Source organism: Adlercreutzia shanghongiae (genome assembly GCF_035830635.1).
Lineage (GTDB): Bacteria > Actinomycetota > Coriobacteriia > Coriobacteriales > Eggerthellaceae > Adlercreutzia > Adlercreutzia shanghongiae.
Genome location: NZ_JAYMFI010000024.1, coordinates 1 through 16,162 on the forward strand (window position 1 = coordinate 1; position 16,162 = coordinate 16,162).

At 65.4% G+C, this 16,162-nt stretch carries 15 protein-coding genes; 8 read left to right on the forward strand and 7 right to left on the reverse strand.

What is annotated here, in order from left to right:
• Positions 1–672 precede the first annotated feature (672 nt).
• Positions 673–1,554 carry a DegV family protein gene (locus VJ923_RS09995; RefSeq protein ID WP_326441069.1) on the forward strand — a complete coding sequence of 294 codons (882 nt, stop codon included), beginning with the start codon at positions 673–675 and terminating at the stop codon, positions 1,552–1,554.
• A gap of 152 nt (positions 1,555–1,706) precedes the next feature.
• Here VJ923_RS09995 and VJ923_RS10000 read toward each other — a convergent pair whose 3' ends face one another.
• Positions 1,707–3,119: a response regulator transcription factor gene (locus VJ923_RS10000; protein ID WP_326441070.1), complete on the reverse strand. Its 1,413-nt coding sequence runs from the start codon at positions 3,117–3,119 to the stop codon at positions 1,707–1,709.
• 215 nt (positions 3,120–3,334) lie between these two features.
• On the opposite strand from VJ923_RS10000, the gene VJ923_RS10005 reads away from it, so the two are divergent.
• Positions 3,335–4,996: an FAD-dependent oxidoreductase gene (locus tag VJ923_RS10005; RefSeq protein WP_326441072.1), complete on the forward strand. Its 1,662-nt coding sequence runs from the start codon at positions 3,335–3,337 to the stop codon at positions 4,994–4,996.
• A gap of 207 nt (positions 4,997–5,203) precedes the next feature.
• On the opposite strand, the gene efp is transcribed toward VJ923_RS10005, so the two are convergent.
• From efp to VJ923_RS10030, 5 genes are all read right to left on the reverse strand, one after another.
• Entirely contained in the window at positions 5,204–5,767 is a 564-nt protein-coding gene (gene efp / locus VJ923_RS10010; RefSeq protein WP_326441073.1) for an elongation factor P, read from the reverse strand.
• Positions 5,768–5,827: 60 nt separating this feature from the next.
• Positions 5,828–6,640: a YczE/YyaS/YitT family protein gene (locus VJ923_RS10015; RefSeq protein ID WP_326441075.1), complete on the reverse strand. Its 813-nt coding sequence runs from the start codon at positions 6,638–6,640 to the stop codon at positions 5,828–5,830.
• A 166-nt stretch (positions 6,641–6,806) separates the two neighbouring features.
• Entirely contained in the window at positions 6,807–8,018 is a 1,212-nt protein-coding gene (locus VJ923_RS10020) for an ABC transporter permease (RefSeq protein ID WP_326441076.1), read from the reverse strand.
• A complete protein-coding gene (locus VJ923_RS10025; RefSeq protein ID WP_326441077.1) occupies positions 8,005–9,192 on the reverse strand; it encodes an ABC transporter permease in 1,188 nt (395 codons plus the stop codon). Before VJ923_RS10025 ends, VJ923_RS10020 begins: the two co-directional genes overlap by 14 nt.
• Before the next feature lie 9 nt (positions 9,193–9,201).
• Entirely contained in the window at positions 9,202–10,176 is a 975-nt protein-coding gene (locus tag VJ923_RS10030; protein ID WP_326441079.1) for an ABC transporter ATP-binding protein, read from the reverse strand.
• Between the two features lie 70 nt (positions 10,177–10,246).
• Between VJ923_RS10030 and VJ923_RS10035 the strand changes: the two genes are divergently transcribed.
• The 6 genes from VJ923_RS10035 (at position 10,247) to VJ923_RS10060 (ending at position 15,058) form a co-directional block, all read left to right on the forward strand.
• Positions 10,247–11,422, forward strand: a complete 1,176-nt coding sequence (locus VJ923_RS10035) for a sensor histidine kinase (protein WP_326441081.1) — start codon at positions 10,247–10,249, stop codon at positions 11,420–11,422.
• Complete coding sequence (locus VJ923_RS10040; protein ID WP_326441082.1) at positions 11,419–12,099, forward strand: response regulator transcription factor; 681 nt, start codon at positions 11,419–11,421, stop codon at positions 12,097–12,099. Before VJ923_RS10035 ends, VJ923_RS10040 begins: the two co-directional genes overlap by 4 nt.
• Before the next feature lie 247 nt (positions 12,100–12,346).
• Positions 12,347–13,219 carry a DMT family transporter gene (locus VJ923_RS10045; protein ID WP_326441084.1) on the forward strand — a complete coding sequence of 291 codons (873 nt, stop codon included), beginning with the start codon at positions 12,347–12,349 and terminating at the stop codon, positions 13,217–13,219.
• Positions 13,220–13,313: 94 nt separating this feature from the next.
• Positions 13,314–13,652, forward strand: coding sequence for a hypothetical protein (locus VJ923_RS10050; protein WP_326441085.1), 339 nt, complete (start codon positions 13,314–13,316; stop codon positions 13,650–13,652).
• A gap of 7 nt (positions 13,653–13,659) precedes the next feature.
• Entirely contained in the window at positions 13,660–14,286 is a 627-nt protein-coding gene (locus VJ923_RS10055; protein ID WP_326441087.1) for a hypothetical protein, read from the forward strand.
• Between the two features lie 76 nt (positions 14,287–14,362).
• Positions 14,363–15,058: a pentapeptide repeat-containing protein gene (locus VJ923_RS10060; protein WP_326441088.1), complete on the forward strand. Its 696-nt coding sequence runs from the start codon at positions 14,363–14,365 to the stop codon at positions 15,056–15,058.
• A 5-nt stretch (positions 15,059–15,063) separates the two neighbouring features.
• Here the strand turns inward: VJ923_RS10060 and VJ923_RS10065 are convergent, their stop codons facing one another.
• On the reverse strand, positions 15,064–16,086 hold the full coding sequence (locus VJ923_RS10065; protein WP_326441090.1) for a DMT family transporter: 1,023 nt from the start codon (positions 16,084–16,086) through the stop codon (positions 15,064–15,066).
• Positions 16,087–16,162: the final 76 nt, after the last annotated feature.

A 16,162-nucleotide genomic window follows, 5' to 3' on the forward strand; every position in this document is an offset into this window, starting at 1 on the left:
GCCTAGCCGGCCCTCCCCCATAGAAAAGCGCAGGGCTCGTGGGTCCTGCGCCAGCATTGCCTTCTTGGTGAAAATCAATCGAGGAAATCAGTTGACAAAACTATAGGAACACCCCTCTCGCTCGCCTCCCCTCCGGCGCACCGCCCATGCCGCTCGCCTCCCCTCCGGCGCACTTCCCCGCATTCTTCTTCCTCCCGTCTTTCCCCCCTCTCCGGCCCTCTCGCACGTTTTCTGCCTTCTGATGCAGATAAACATGCGATTGTGCGAGTTCTAAATGGCGGAAAACTCGCACAATCGCGCTTTTCCCTGCCCGAAAAACTCCCAAGAGCCCAAATCACTCGCACAATCGTGCTTTTCCCTGCACGAAAGGCGAAAAACCTGACTTGACGCAGAAAGAGCGGCTCGGACAAAGGCCGCTCTCGTGGAAGGATGGAGCTATCGGAGCAGAAACGGATGCCTGCCGATTGCCCCATGAACGTCAGCCGTGCGCGCCCTAGTTGCCCGCGAGATGCAGCGGCGCTGAACTGTTCCCAGCGGCCATGTTTCTACGGGCGCGTCAATCGAGAAACCGTCGGCAAATTATGAACAATTTACTCGCCTTTTCGAGGATTTGGCTGCCCAGCGCCCCTGCACTATAAAATACAGGGAAGCAAACGCAACTTTGGAGGCAGCATGGCCATTCGCATCATCGTGGACTCGTCGGCGGACATGGAAGAGGAATACGCCGCCGAGCACGGCATCACCATCATCCCCATGACCATCATCTTCGGCGACGAGCAGTACGCGGAAGGCGTGGACATCTCGCGCCAGACGTTCTTCGAGCGTCTCATGGAGACCGACGAGCTGCCCCGCACGAGCCAAATTCCCCCCATGGTGTTCCAGGACTTGTTCCAGGAAGCGGTAGATGCGGGCGATACCGTGGTGTGTATCACGCTGTCGAGCCATATCTCGGGCACCTACCAAAGCGCCTGCATCGCCGCAGCGCCCTTCAAGGAGTCGGTGTTCGTGGTAGACAGCGAGAACGCCACCGTGGGCGAGCGCATCTTAGCCGAGCGCGCCTGGGCCCTGCGCGACGAGGGACTCGAGGCGGCAGATATCGCCTACTGCCTCGATCAAGAGAAAAAAGACATCCGCCTTGTGGCGTCGCTGGACACGCTGGAATACCTGCGCCGCGGCGGCCGCATCTCGGGTGCGGCGGCGCTCGTGGGAGGCATGCTTTCCATCAAGCCCGTGGTGGGCGTCGTGGAAGGCGATGTGGTCATGCTGGGGAAGGCCCGTGGCTCGAAGCAGTCGAAGAACCTCGTGTTCGAGAAGATCGACGAGGCTGGCGGCATCGATTTCACCCGTCCCATCTGGGTGGCCTACTCGGGGCTTTCTGACAAGACGGCCCGCAAGTACATCGCCGATAGCCTGAGCCAGGCGAAAGCGGCCGAGGAAACTGCCGCCGACGAGGCCACCGCGCCAAGCGACTTGCCCCTCACCCAGGTCGGTGCCGTCATCGGCACCCATGTCGGCCCCGGAGGCGTGGCCTTCGCCTTCTTCGCGAGGGACTAGTTAGTCGCAGCTCCCCTCCCGGGGGATCTGGCGGGTGCTTCAACTCACTCAAACAGTCCTCGCTCTGCGAGACAGCCCAGCGGGCTTTCTCGTTCGCTGCGGAACTCGCTCGGTTGAAGCACCCGCCAGATCCTCAACACCCCGCCAGAAACCTAAAAGGCATCGATGAGCTTTTGGATGTCCTCGCGACTGTGCGCGTCGAGCTTGGTGTAGATGTGCTTGATGTGGCTGCGCACCGTGTTCTCGGTCACGTACATCGTCTCCGCAATGTAGGCTTTCGTGCGGCCCTTGCAAAAAAGCTGCATGACCTCGATTTCTCGAGGCGTCAGGCCCCGCGATGCTCCCAAAGCCTCGCAACGGCCGTCGATGTCGTCGAAATCGCTCGGACTTGCCGCGGGGCGATTGGCGAGGTCGTCGAAGATATAGGCGATGTTGGGATCGCGCGACTCGAGGCAGAAAGCCAGCGTCATCGCCACCGCGTACAAAAGGACCACCACATAGCTTTCGCCCAGTCCCTGCAGCTGAGAAGACGAGGCCGCCAGAGAGCCGACGTAGAAGGACAGCACATAGCAGCTCCAGCCTACGCCAAAGACCGCCGAGCTCGAAAAGGCGCTGTGTCGCGCCACATCAGCCAAAGTCAACCAGACGAACAGTACGATGAAGTTCAGCGATACGCCGGAGAACAGGGCTTGCATGCCGGCATCGGGCACGATGAGCTCGCAGAGGAAATCGGTTGCCAGCACGAAAAGGACAATCTTCCACAATTGGGGAAAGTCAAACGACTTCCTCAGCCCGAACACCAGCACCAGAATGCCCGCGCACAGCGCGGCATCGACAAGTCGAGCCGCCGCGAACACGGCAGGGCCGCCCAAGCTCTCGCCCGGCGCCTGGAAGGACAGCATCGAAGCATTGGCGAAGCTGAAGACGGCGATTACCGCAACCACCTTCCAAAGCGCCCCGGCATTGCCCTTCGAAAGGTACGGCGCGCTCACCTTGGGAGCCGCCGAGCCGGCATCCAGGGCAAGCGCCCGGCGGCACAGCACGAGCGAGAGCACCGGAAGAGCCACGACCGCCACTCCGGCAGCCGTCAGGGGGACAACCAGCAGCACGAATTTAAGGAGAGCGGCCGCGATGCCCGCCGTGAAGAGATAGGCCACCGCCTGGCGAATATGAAGAGCGCCGTAAAACTGGCCCCACCGAAGGTAGGCCCACGCATAGCCCACCGTCGCCGCAATTTTCGCCACGCCGGCAAGCTCGCCGTCGACGACCCCCACAAGGAACAAGACGACGATGAGCGTACCGGCCGAACCGGCCGCGGCCGCAAGGCCGTCGAGGGCCCACAGCTTTGGCCCCTCGGGCCTCCAAAACAGCGCAAGCCCCGCAAAAGCCAGCATGGCAAGGCCCGTTATCAGGTAGACGCCCTGCCAAGGAAAAAAGCCTGTGGGAGCCGCGGCGGCGGTGTTGAGCCAGAAGATCCAGACCTGCTGCGTCCAAAGTCCCGTGAGGGCGATGGCCGAGAAGGCGCCACCCGACGATACGGCGAATTGTTCACGATAGGTTCCCATACAGCGCATTATAGAGAGTTTCTCTCCGATTGGCATGGGGCAATCTTGATTCCCCCGGAACTACAAGGCGTTCACCTGGCCTTTCTCCGATATCACCCGTAACGGGTAGTCCCCTCCCCCGCAACGGAGCATGACGGCCGAGGCGCGGTTTCGTAAGGTTTGGGCCAAGGAGGCAGCAGACGCCAATCCGACGTCCGAACCAAAGGAGACAAGCCATGCAAGATCTGAACCTGACCGCATCCCGTCGCTCTTTCATCAAGTCCGCCGGTGTCGCTCTTCTGGGCGCCGCCGCCTTGGGAGCCACCGGCTGCGCGCCCAAGACGAAGGGAGAAGCCGACCTTCCCGCAACGGGCAACGACGCCGCTGAGATCGTAGACAACATCAACTGGGACGCCACCTACGACGTCATCGTTGTCGGTGGCGGCATCGCGGGCCTGGCCACGGCGGCCACCGTGGCCCTTGAGGGCGAGGGCAAGAGCTGCCTTCTGCTTGAGAAATCCGCGAACTGCGGCGGCAACAGCTTCGCCTCGTCCGGCTTCTGCATGCACGCCGAGGACGCCGAGGCTGTTTACAGCACCTACATCAGCGGCCTGAGCGGCGATACGAACTGCACGCCCGAGGATGTTCTGCGCGCCTACGCCCAGGGCATCACCGAAAACGTGCAGTGGGCCAAAGACCTCGGCGGCGAGCCCTACATGAGCGTGTTCCCCATCGGCTGGGCCGACGACGAGTCGCGCACGAACCAGATTCCCGAGTACCCCGAAATCGAGGGCGCCGAGCTGCAGGGAGCCTTCAAGTTCAACGGCGGAGAGGACGGCACCGGCCCCACCCACATCGCCGTCTTCCTGCAGAACTATGTGCGCGAGCACGCTGACGTCATCGACTACAAGCTGAGCACGCCCATGACCGCCCTCGTGCAGGATCCGGCCACGGGCACCATCCTGGGCGTTGTCGCCGATGATGGAGGCAACAAGTACTACAAGGCCACCGGCGGCGTGGTCATGTGCACGGGCGGTTTTGAAAACGATCCCGAGTACCTCGAGCAGTACATGGGCATGCAGGGCGTCACCCCTGCCGCGGCCCTCGAGAACACAGCCGACGGACATCGCGCCTGCCAGAAGGCCGGGGCCGCCCTATGGCACATGCACGGCGGCGCCTGCTTCTGGCTCGCCCCGCGCAACCTCGACAACACCCAGTTCACGCAGACCCAGCAGACGGGCCTCACCAAGGAGTTCGGCATCACCGTCGGCGTGAACGGGCGCCGCTTCTACAACGACTGGGATGCCTGCGCAGCGGGAGACGTGCTCCCCATCGGCGGCAATCTGGCCACCAATGTCGGCTATCGCCACGGCCAGACCCAGTGGGGCGGCCGCTGGATTCACCTCCAGCTTCCCCCGAAGGCGTGGTTCGTGTTCGACGCCGCGGGCCTTGCCGCAGGCGCTTTGCCCGAGGGCCTCACAAGCGATCCAGTCGCTGACGGCTGGGCCCACTCCGCCGCAACGCTTGAAGAGCTGGCCGGGAAGATCGAGGTGCCGGCCGAGGAGCTCGTTAAGACCGTGAACCAGTGGAACGAGTTCTGCGAGCGCGGCGAGGATCTGGCCTTCTACCGTCCGAGCAATCACATGACCCCCGTGGCGTCCGGCCCGTTCTACGCCATGCTCTGCACGCCCACCCTGCTCAATACCGACGGCGGGCCGGTGCATGACGCCGAGGCGCGCATCCTCGACCCCTACGGCGACCCCATTCCCCATTTGTATTCCGCTGGCGAGTTCGGCAGCATCTGGGGCGCCATGTACCAAGGCACGGGCAATATCGGCGAATGCTGCGTGTTCGGCCGCATCGCTGCCCGAGGCGCCATGGCCAACGCCAGCGCCTAGCTTGCAGCAGCCCCACTCCAGCCCTCCCTCTTGAAACGGGCCCCGTCGCGGGCCCGTTTCCTGCTTCGCCGCCCGCACAGCCCCCGCAAGATCTGCGGAGAATGCCCCTGGACGCGAGAAAGCCCCCGAGCGCTTCGACTCGGGGGCTTCCCAGAAACCTCGTCGGCCGCCCGCCCCGCAGCGCGAGCCAGGCCGCTGCCCGCTTGGCTAGACGCGCTTGATGACGCGACCGTCGCGGGTGTCGATCTGCAGGACATCGCCGATCTCGATGAACGTCGGCACCTGCACCTCCTTGCCCGTCTCCAGAGTGGCCGGCTTCAGCGTGTTGGTGGCGGTGTCGCCCTTGAAGCCCGGCTCGGTGTGGGTGACCTCCAGCTCGACGAACATCTGCGGCTCCAGGCTGATCAGCTCATCGCCGGCGTAGAGCAGCGTGGCCTCGTCGTTCTCCTTCAGCCAGTCGGACACCGAACCCACCACGTCGGCGGCGATGGGCATCTGCTCGAAGGTGTCGTTGTCCATGAACCAGTAGTCGGCGCCGTCGTTGTACAGGTACTGCATCTTCTTGGACTCCAGACGCACGGAGTCGAACTTCGTGCCGGCGTTGAAGGTGTAGTCCACCACGCGCCCGGTCTTGATGTCCTTCAGCTTGGTGCGCACAAAGGCGCCGCCCTTGCCCGGCTTCACGTGCTGGAACTCGACGATGGTGCACATCTTGCCGTTGTTGATGATGCACATGCCGTTCTTGAAATCGGCGGTGGAAATGCTTGCCACGGGTGTTTCCTTTCATGTTCACGCGCCGCGGAAGTCTCATGCTCGCACGTCGCGCCTGACTCAAACCGTTTCATTATAGCCGTCTTGCGGGCATCCTGCAAAGGACGCGCGGCGTCGGCGGACGCCCTCGCGCAGCTTTCCGTAGAGGCCCATGTACGCGTTCACAATGACGCCCGTGAACGCGGCGCAGACCACGGTGCCCTCGCGCACACCAGCCAGATGCCCCACGAACAGAAACGCGCACAGGCAGGCGAGCGCCGCGCAGGCCAGGTCGAAGAGCACCTTGCCCGTGCCGAAGCGGATGCCCGTCTTGCGCACCACGGCCTGCACCACAGCCTCGCCGCAGTTCATCACCGTGCCCGACACCACCGTCATCACGATGCCGAGGGCGAGCACCGCCATGCCGACGGCAAGCCACAGCCACGACGCCGCGTAGCTTCCCGGCCCGGCCTGCCCGATGAGGGCCATAAACGCGTCGATGCACACCCCGAAGAACACCGAGATGGGAATCTGCCACAGATCGACCAGGCGGAACTCGCGCCGCAAGATGGCCACCTGTACCAGCACGAGGAAGCACTGCCAGCCCAGCATGAAGGTGCCGAAGCTCACGGCGGTGAAGCCGATCGAGAGCACGTTGGGCGTGGCCGAGATGGGAGAGTTGCCCAGATCGGCCTTCACCACGACATCGATGCCCAAAGCCATGACCGCAATGCCCGCCAGCATAAGGGCGATGCGCCCGGTCATGAACAGGGCGGCTCTCATCGAGACAGAACGCGACGACAGGCGCAGCGGGGCGCCAGAGCGGTCACGCCCCATGGACTTGCCCTTGGTCCGAATCTCGCTTCCCCGATTGATCGCAGACCGTATCGCCATGTCATCACCGTCCTCTCGCTTACGTTTTACTATGACTCTTACAGTTATAGCACTGCGAGAAGAACGCCCGCGGGCACGATTACGCGAAGGAGGGGAAGGACGGGGCGCATGGCTCTTCTACTTTCCTCGAGCGCCCCGAGACCTCCAATAGCGGTGCGGCCCTCCCCTAGCGCGGGGTCGCAGCAGCCGCGTTGCCGCCGGCCTCGCTTGTCTGGGCGCGCAGGCGGCCGGCCACCAGCGCCACGGCGAAGATGGCCGCCGCGAACAGCACCATCACGCCCATGCAGAGCAGCACCTCGTCTGCGGGCGCCGATACGGCCGCGGCGTTCAGCCCTGTGCCGAGCCAGTGCACCGGCGTGAACATGGATGCGGTGCGCACTACCTCGGGCATGAGATCGGTGCTGACCCACACGCCGCCGAGAAACGTCAGCACCATGCCGGTGATATTCCCCACGGTGTTCGACACGTTCTCGCCGCAGCCCAGCTGCCCCAGCAGAAACGCGATGGCCAGCGGCACCAGCAGAAACGCCAGCACGAGCCCCAGCACGAAGGCCAACGCCCCCGCGGGAAGCGCCGCGGCCGCATCGCCGAAGAACACCAGGCCGATGCCGACGATAACCGCGCACACCCCGAGAGCAACCACGAGCCCCGCCAGAGCCTTCTGCAGGCCCATGGACAGCCCCGATGCGGGCGATACGGCAACGCGCCGGCGCACGTCGGTGCGGTTGAAGGCGCCCATGAGAATGCCCACCGACACCACCACGGCCACCGTGAGGGGGTACGCGCTCCACTGCAAGTAGAAGATGAAGGCCTCGCAGCCGGACACCTCGCCGGGCGCGGCCACCTCGCGGATGGTCGCGGTCTTCTCGGACGCGGCCTCGGCTTGGGCCACAACCGCTTCCGCGTCGGCCGCCGGTTGCAGGGCGGCAGCGGCGCGAACCAGCTGAAGATATTGGCTCACCTGGGTATCCACCAGCGTCGCCCCCATCGATTCGAAGCTGAACACCGTCTCGAGGCGCGGCGAGGCGGTACCTTCGCGGGCTGCCTTAAGAAAGCTCTCCTCGAATCCCTCGGGCACGATGAGCAGGTAGCGTACCTCGCCCGTGGCCACGGCGTCCTGGCACGCCTGCAGCTCGTCGGGCACTTCCACCGAAGGCCCCTGCTCGGCCAGAAACGCCGCCACCGAATGCGAGAGGTCGGACTGGTCGCGGTCGATCACCGCGAAGGGGATCTCGGCCGACTCGTACTCGTCCGATGCCGTCGGCGGGTACAGGCCGCTCGTCACGAACAGGCCCATGAGGCTTAGGAACCCCACGTATATGATGAGGTAGATGGGATGCTTCGCCACTATCTCCAACGCATACCTACAGGCTCGCATAGCGCTGCCTCCTCATGAACAGGGCTCCCACGGCGAACAGCACCGCCGCAAAGACGCCGATCTCGGCCACGTTCGCCGCGAACACTTCCAGCCCGTCGTAGTAGTACAGGCTGTAGAACATATCGCAGATGGCCTTGGCGGGGTTCAGCGACGCCAACACGGGAAACTCGCGCGCAACCAGATCGGCCAGCTCCATGCAGGGCTCGCCGTAGAGCCCCGTGAACAGCGACAGCAGGCACACCACCCCCGTGAGAATGCCCGTCTTCGAACCCAGGTCGATCTTGGGAAGGGCCCCGAGCGCGGTACCCAGCGCGCAGGCCAGAAGCGCGGCGGCGCCCAGCCCTGCGATGCACCACCCCTCGCGGCCGGCGAAATCGACTCCCACCACCAGGCGCGTGTACAGAAACGCGATAACCAGACAGCCGAAGCTCACGAGCCAGCAGGCCGCGAGCGTGGCCGTCAGGGTGCGCGTGCGCCCGATGGCTCCCAGCGCCCGGCGCGCGCCCAAAGGCGACAGGTTCGGCTGGGTCCAGCAGATGGCGAACACGGCAATCTGGGCCCCGAACAGGGCGGCCATGGCGAAGAGCGCGTAGTAGAAGCGCACGGTCTGCGCCGGGGCGCTGCGGGTGAGCGACACCTCCTCGGTGACATCTCCCCCGCTGAAGGCCGCGGCAACACGGTCGGGGTCGGCGAGCAGGGCCGGGTCGGCCATCGCAAGGGATGCCATGAGGTCGGCATCGCGCACATACGCCGTCACCACCGACTCCAAGATGCTGCGGTTGACGGCATCGGCCGAGGTGCTGGCCCCTATCTGGAGCCCCGGCGACAGCGCCAGCTCCGGCTCGCCGCCCCCGTCCACCGAAAGCACCCCCATCACCTCCCCGCTCGTCAGAGCGCGAAGGGCCTCCTCGGAATCGGCGACAGGGCGCACGTCCAGCAGCTGGTCGTCGCCCGGCTCGCCGAGCTCCTCCACCACCCCCGCGAAAGGCGACGCCTCCCACGCCTCATCGGCCACCACAGCCGTGGGCACCGGGTCGAACGCGGTGGCGTCCTCGATGCCCGCGAACATGAACATGAAGATGGTCGCCATCAGCATGGGGAAGGCGAGCGACCAGATGAACAGCCCCTTCTCGCGCAGCAGCGCGCGCAAGGTGCCGGCAAACAGCGTTCCCATAACGCCTCCCTAGTCTCTCAGCGCTTTGCCGGTGATTTCCAGGAACACGTCGTTCAAGGTGGGCGGCTCGGCGTACACGCGGCCCAACGACAGCCCCGCCGCCGAGAGCACCGCCAGCACGTCGCCCACGTTGTGCGCGCCCTGCTCGCACTGCACGACCAGCTCCGGCTCGGTGTAGGTCACGCGCCGTACATGCGGCAGCGCCTCCAGCTGGCCGCGCGCTCCGTCGGGAAGGGCCGCCACCTCCACGAGAATGCGCTCGCCGGCGCCGACCATGGCCTTCAGCTCGGCATTGGTGCCCACGGCCACCGAGCGGCCCCGGTCCATGATCATGATGCGCGAGCAGATCTCCTCCACCTCTTCCATATAGTGACTCGTGTACACCACGGTGCAGCCCGCCTCGTTCATGGCGCGGATGCCCTCCAGGATGGCGTTGCGGCTCTGCGGGTCCACGGCCACCGTAGGCTCGTCGAAAAACGCAAGGCGGGGCTTGTGTGCGATGCCGCAGGCGATGTTCAGGCGCCGCAGCAGGCCGCCCGACAGCTTCCGCGGGCGGAACGACGCGTAGTCCTCAAGTCCCACGAACGCGATGGCCTCGTCTACCAGGTGCGCCCGCTCGCGGCGGTCGCCCACGTACAGCGCGCAGAAGAAGTCGATGTTCTCGCGCACGGTGAGCTCCTCGAACAGCGCCACGTTCTGGGGCACCACGCCGATCATGCGCTTCAGGTCGTAGCGAGTGGGGCCCATGGGCTGCCCGAACAGCGAGATGGAGCCCTTGTCGTAGGTGAGCAGCTGCAGGATGCAGTTGATGGCCGTGGTCTTGCCCGAGCCGTTGGGCCCGAGCAGCCCGAATATCTCGCCCGGGGCGATTGCCAAGTTGAAGTGGTCCAAGGCCACCACGTCGCCGTAGCGCTTCACCAGGTTCTCCACCACCACGATATCGTCTGCGGCCCGTGCGCCGTCGGATGCTGCGCGCTCGTCCACGGGGCCTCCTTCCTTCGTCAGGTTCACTGGTTGCATTATTCCAAGGGAGCGGTGGCGGCAGAAGTGCCAAATGTCACGGTTTTCGCCCGGCTCGGCGGCGCGCCCTTATAATGGCCCCATGGATCGCGCCATCGACAACACCGTTCTTCTGGCCCTGGGCATTCCCGTCATGCTCCTGGCACCGGTCGGGCCCGAAAGCGTCGCCGCGCTGCTCGCGGCCGTATGCGCGGCCTGCGCCCTGGAGCTTGTCAGGTGCGCGCCGGCGCGCATCGCCGCGGCCGTCGCCCTGCTCGCAGCAGCGGCGGTCGTACCCCCGCTGGGCGCTTTCGCAGCGATCGCAGCCTACGCTGCCTGGGCCTTCCGCCTGCGCGGCCTGCGCTGGGCGTGGCCGCTTCCGCTCGCCTGCACTGCGGCGGCGGGGCATTTCACCCTGGCCGCAGCCGCGCTGGCCTTAGGACTGCTCGCCTGCCTTATGGGATGGCGCGCCCGGCGAAACGCCGAGGAGCGGGAACGTTTACGCTCGCTGCGCGATGCCGTGCAGGAAGAACGGCTCGTCCTCGCCGAGCGTGCTCGCGACCTGGCCGAACGGCAGGATCTGGAAGTTAACTGCGCGGTGCTCGACGAGCGGGCGCGCATTGCGCGCGAGATTCACGACAACGTGGGGCATCTGCTCACCCGCTCGGTGCTGCAGGTGCAGGCCGCCGGCGTGGCCCACGGTGCCGCCGCACCCGTGGCCCGCGATTTGGATGCCGTGGCGGCAACCCTGCACGAGGCCCTGGACACGGTGCGCGCCTCGGTGCACGACCTGCACGACGCGGCACTCGATACGCGCACGGCCCTGGAGACGCTGGTCACGGAGTTCCCAGGCGTCGCCGGCACCCTCTCGTTTCAGGCCGACGCCCTGCCGCGGCCCATAGGCCTCGCCGTGCTCGCCATCGTCCGCGAGGCGCTCTCCAACGCCGCAAGCCACGGACGGGCGCGCCATGCCACGGTGCGCGTCACGGAATTTCCCCGCTTCTACCAGCTTGTCGTGGAAGACGACGGTCGCGCGGGCAACGCGGACGCGGGCCTGGCGGGCCGAGCGGTCTCGACCGATGCGGGCGCAGCCAGCGCGGGCCTCGGACTCACCTCCATGGCCGAGCGGGCGCACGCCCTCGGAGGAACCTTCTCCTTCACGCCGCTTGCCGCTCCGCGCACGGGCAGCCGCGTGTTCGCCACCTTCCCCAAGCCCCAGGAGGACGCATGAGCGCCGACACCAGCAACACCGACCGCGCCAACCCCAACCGCATCGGCAACACCGGCGCCATCACCGCGATCATCGTCGACGACGACCCGCTCATCGTGCAGTCGCTGCGCACCATCCTGGAGGCCCGCGGCGCCGTGCGCGTGGCAGGCACGAGCACTGAGGGCAGCGCGGCCGCCGACCTATACGCCGCGTGCCGCCCCGACATCGCGCTGTTGGACATCCGCATGCCGCGTACGTCGGGCCTGGCCGCGGCCGAGCGTATCCTGGCCGACGACCCCCATGCCCGTGTCGTGTTCCTCACCACCTTCGCCGACGACGACTACATCGTGCGCGCCCTGGCCCTGGGCGCCCGCGGCTACCTCATCAAGCAGGATGTGGCCACTTTGGAAGGCGCCCTGCATGCCGTAATGGACGGCCAGATCGTCATGGGCGCCGAGGTGAGCGGGCGCGTGGGGGCGCTCGCGGGCCGCAGCCTGGAAGGCGGCAGCGCCCTGGCCGGCAGCCTAACCGAGCGCGAGCGCGAGGTGGCCGAGCTTATTGCCGAGGGGCTCGACAACCGCGAGATAGCCGCCGCGCTGTACCTGTCCGAGGGAACCGTGCGCAACCACATCTCGGCCATCCTGCAGAAATGCGGCCTGCGCAACCGTACGCAAATCGCCATCGCCTGGTGGCGCTAGCGGCGAGCCGTCACCTCGGCCCCTGCGCCCGTCAGCCCGGCCGCCTCCGCCGCGCCATCCCAGCACCCGTCAGCCGGGTGCCCCCGGCCCCCGCGGCTGCCAGCCGGATGCGCACCGGGCGCCCCTCACCGCCCGACACCCTGCAATTTCGTACAAGAAATCGACAGCGGAACGCCTATCATGGTCACGTTATGGAAGCATTCCGCGCCCTATACCGAATCGGCGCGACACAGAAAGGGAACGCGCGATGAAGGCCCACGTGCTGGCGGCGCTCACAGTGTTCGTGTGGGGCATCACCTTCGTGTCCACCAAGGTGCTCCTCGTCGACTTCGCACCCGTATGGATCCTGTTCGTCCGTTTCGCCCTGGGCTTTCTCGCCCTGTGCTGCGCGCGCCCGCACCTGCTGCGCTTGCAAGAGCGGCACCACGAGCGGCTCTTCGCCCTGGCGGGACTTGCGGGCGTGGCCTGCTACTTCCTCATGGAGAACGTAGCACTCACCTTCACGAGCGCCACCGCCGTGGGGGTCATCGTGGCCACCTCTCCGCTCTTCTGCGCCCTCATGAGCTGGGCGCGCGGAAATCGCGGGGCCCTCACCGTTCGCTTCGTTGTCGGTTTCGCGCTGGCCATGGCAGGCATCGCGCTCGTCAGCTTCGCGAGCGGGGGCGCCATCGGCGGCAGCCCGCTTGCCAACCTCGCGGGGTGCGCCCTCGCGCTGGGCGCGGCACTCGTATGGGCCGCCTACTCCACCATCGTCGCGCGCATCGCCGAGGCGGGCTACGAGACCCTGGCCTCCACCAAGCGCATCTTCGCCTGGGGCCTTCTGTTCATGCTGCCGGCGCTGCCCTTCGGGGGGCCGGTGCCGAACATGGCGGCGTTTATCGATCCCGTCAATCTGGCCAATCTGGCCTTCCTCGGTCTGGGAGCCTCGGCTGCCTGCTTCGCCACCTGGGGATTCGCCGTGAAGCACTTGGGAGCCGTCACCACGAGCACCTACATCTACCTCGTGCCGGCCGTCACCGCCGTCACCTCGGTCATCGTGCTCGGCGAGCCCTTCACCGCCCCCATAGCCGCCGGCCTTGTCCTCACCATCGCCGGCCTCGCGCTGTCGAACCGCCCGTGACAACACACTTCACAGGAGGGCTTCTGTCAGAATGGCCAATCTCGCCCGAACCTCTTTCCCATCTACGATAGAATACGCGGAGGAGGTGATTTCCTTGACCGACCGCATTCCCCTGTACTACGCCGACCAATCACAATGGGGCTTCCGCGAGTTCAATCATTTGAACTCGTATCTCAACCGTCTTTTCCTGTATGAGGATGACGACGAAAAGTCAGCTCGCATCGCCTCCATGGATCTTGGTCGCATGACGCGCGAAACGATAGCTCTCATTGGCGCTATCCTCACACAGTATGGCAAGAGGTCAAGCACGCCCGCCAAATTCCCCAACCTCCGCTCGAAAGAGCTCTGGCGGCCCCTGGAAACCCCCCTTTTCCTCAACGAAAGGCCCTTGGATCTGTTCCCCGCTTACGCCAACATGAACATTCGCTATTAGGCTAGCCATGGACAGCCGCACTGATCTTCTCCTCGTTGATGACTTCATCGATCTTCTCAGTCAGTTAGACGACTTCCTCGACGCTCGCGACCCCGAGCACCATCTCACCATTCGCGCGATCGGCGGCTTCTCCCTCATGTACCACGAGCAAGAGACCTCCCTGACCATGCTGCGCATGGGAAGCTCCGACATTGACACCTTGACGAAGCTTCCGCGCAACGTGGCCACCATGGTAGACATCATTGCCGTCAACAACGGAGCGCCGAGCGACTGGCTCAACAATCGTTGGTATGCCAACCATAACTTCAATGAAGAGCTCGAGCGCTTCATCGTATGGGAGCCTACAAAATATGGATTTCGCCACATCACGCTGCTTGTGGCAAACCTCGAGGGCATCCTGCTCATGAAGATGCGTGCGGTGTGCGAGGCACTGGAGTTTGCCGGGTACCCCGCCAACGACGAAGCCCTTGCAGCAGAACTTCGCACCCAAGATGTCATGGACGTGGTATCCCTTCTGCACTTTTTCGATGTGACTTCAGCCTTGGATTTCTCTCGCCTCAATATTCCCTCAGAGATCGACCGCACCGACCTTCTTCTCCAGTATTTGATTAATGCCGGCATACTGAGTTCCTAACAACACACTTCACAGGAGGGAGGCTGGAAGCGTAGTACAATGGAGCTCACTTCCCGCACTGCGAAAGGACTGCTCCGTGGCCGCTCCCGCCGATACCGTTCAGACCGCCTTCGATAAAGCCGCATCCCAGCGTGCCCTCGTGCTGCCCACCATTCCCGAAGAGCTGCGCGCCCTGGAGGCCGACGAGCTGCTTGAGAGCGCAGGGGATGCGCTGGAGGCCATCGATGCCCGCGACCTCATCATCGCCGACGCAAACTTCTCGGAACTGGAAGCCGCTCACGCCCGTTTCGCCAACTGCTTTCTCTCGTGCTGCGACTTCTCCGGCGCGCTGTTCACCGACACCGTGTTCGAGGGCTGCGACTTCGCCAACGCCTACTTCGACGGTGCGAGCTTCACGCGCTGTACCTTCAAGAACTGCAAGCTCACCGGCGCCTCGTTCATGGAGGCGAACTTCGAGCAGGTATCGCTTGCCGACTGCATACTGGCCTACGGGGCCTTCAACCAGTGCCGCTGGTGGGGCGTGGAAGCGGTGCGGTGCGACTTCTCCGGCGCCGATATGGCCGAGATGGAGCTGCACTACGTGATGCTTGATGACAACCGCTTCATCGGCACGAGCTTCTTCCGCACGCGCCTGCTCGGCATCGACTTCACCACCTGCCAGCTGGAGGGCGTGGCCCTCTCCGACACCATGAGCGAGATCTACGGCACGAAGCTGAACGTCTACCAAGCCGCCGCCCTCGCGCAGCGCCTCGGCGTCATCGTGGCGGAATAGGCAATCTAAGCTGCCATACGGTCCTTGCGGCGGCCGGGTACGAGCAGCCGCGCCCGCGGCATGACGCGCGGGGAGACAGCGGCAGGAGCGGCCGCCAGGGCGCCAGATGTCGGAGACGGCACGGGAGTCGCGGGGACAGCCGGCGCAGCCTTGCGGCCGTCCACATAGGTGGCGGCCACCACCGTGCCCACAATGAGCGCCGCGCCGGCCAGGCCCACCGGCGTGAGCGTCTCGCCCAGGAACAAGTAGGCGAACAGGGCTGTGAACACCGGCTCGCCCGTGAGCAGCAGCGACACCGTGGTAGAGGTGAGGCGGCTCAGCGCCAGGCTCTGCAGGAAGAACGCCAGGCAGGTGGACAGCAGCGCCAAAAACGCGATGATGCCCCAGGCCACCGGTTGCACCGCCGCCACGTCCAGCGCCGGCTCCCACAGAAGCGCGCAGCCCAGGCACAGCGCGAAGGCCACGACAATTTGCGTGCCCGCCACGGTGACGGCGTCCAGCTCGGACAGAGCCTGCTTGCCGAACACGAGCGCACCGGCCAGCGCCACCGACGACGCCAGCGCCATCAGCTCGCCCGGGCCCACCGCAAGGCTTCCGCCCTGGCTGCACAGCAAATACAGGCCGCCGGCCACGCCCACCTGGAAGGGAATGACGGCCCGCGGGTAGCGCCCGCGCTCCACCAGCGTGGAGAGGAAGGGCGCGAACACCACCGGCAGCGCCACCAGGAAGCCCACGTTGGTGGCGGTGGTAAGGTCGAGCGCCACGTTGCAGCACAGATACGACACCGCCATGCACGCAGCCTGGGGCAGCCACGTGCGCACGCGCACCTTCCGCAGACCGCGCGCCATGCGACGGCCGAAGAAGAGGGCGAACACCACCGTGGCCAGGCCGAAGCGGACGGCCAGACACCACAGGGGCGTGATGGACTCGTAGGCGAACTTCGTCACAGCGCTTCCCGATCCGAAGATGACCACTTCAATGAGCACGAAGGCCACAAACGGCCAGCGTGCTTGCTTCCAATGGCTCATGGCTCCTCCTTTCGGCCTCATCGTGCGGGGCACCTCGTCGGCGCAGGGCCGCCATCCCGGCAGCCGCCCGCTCCAA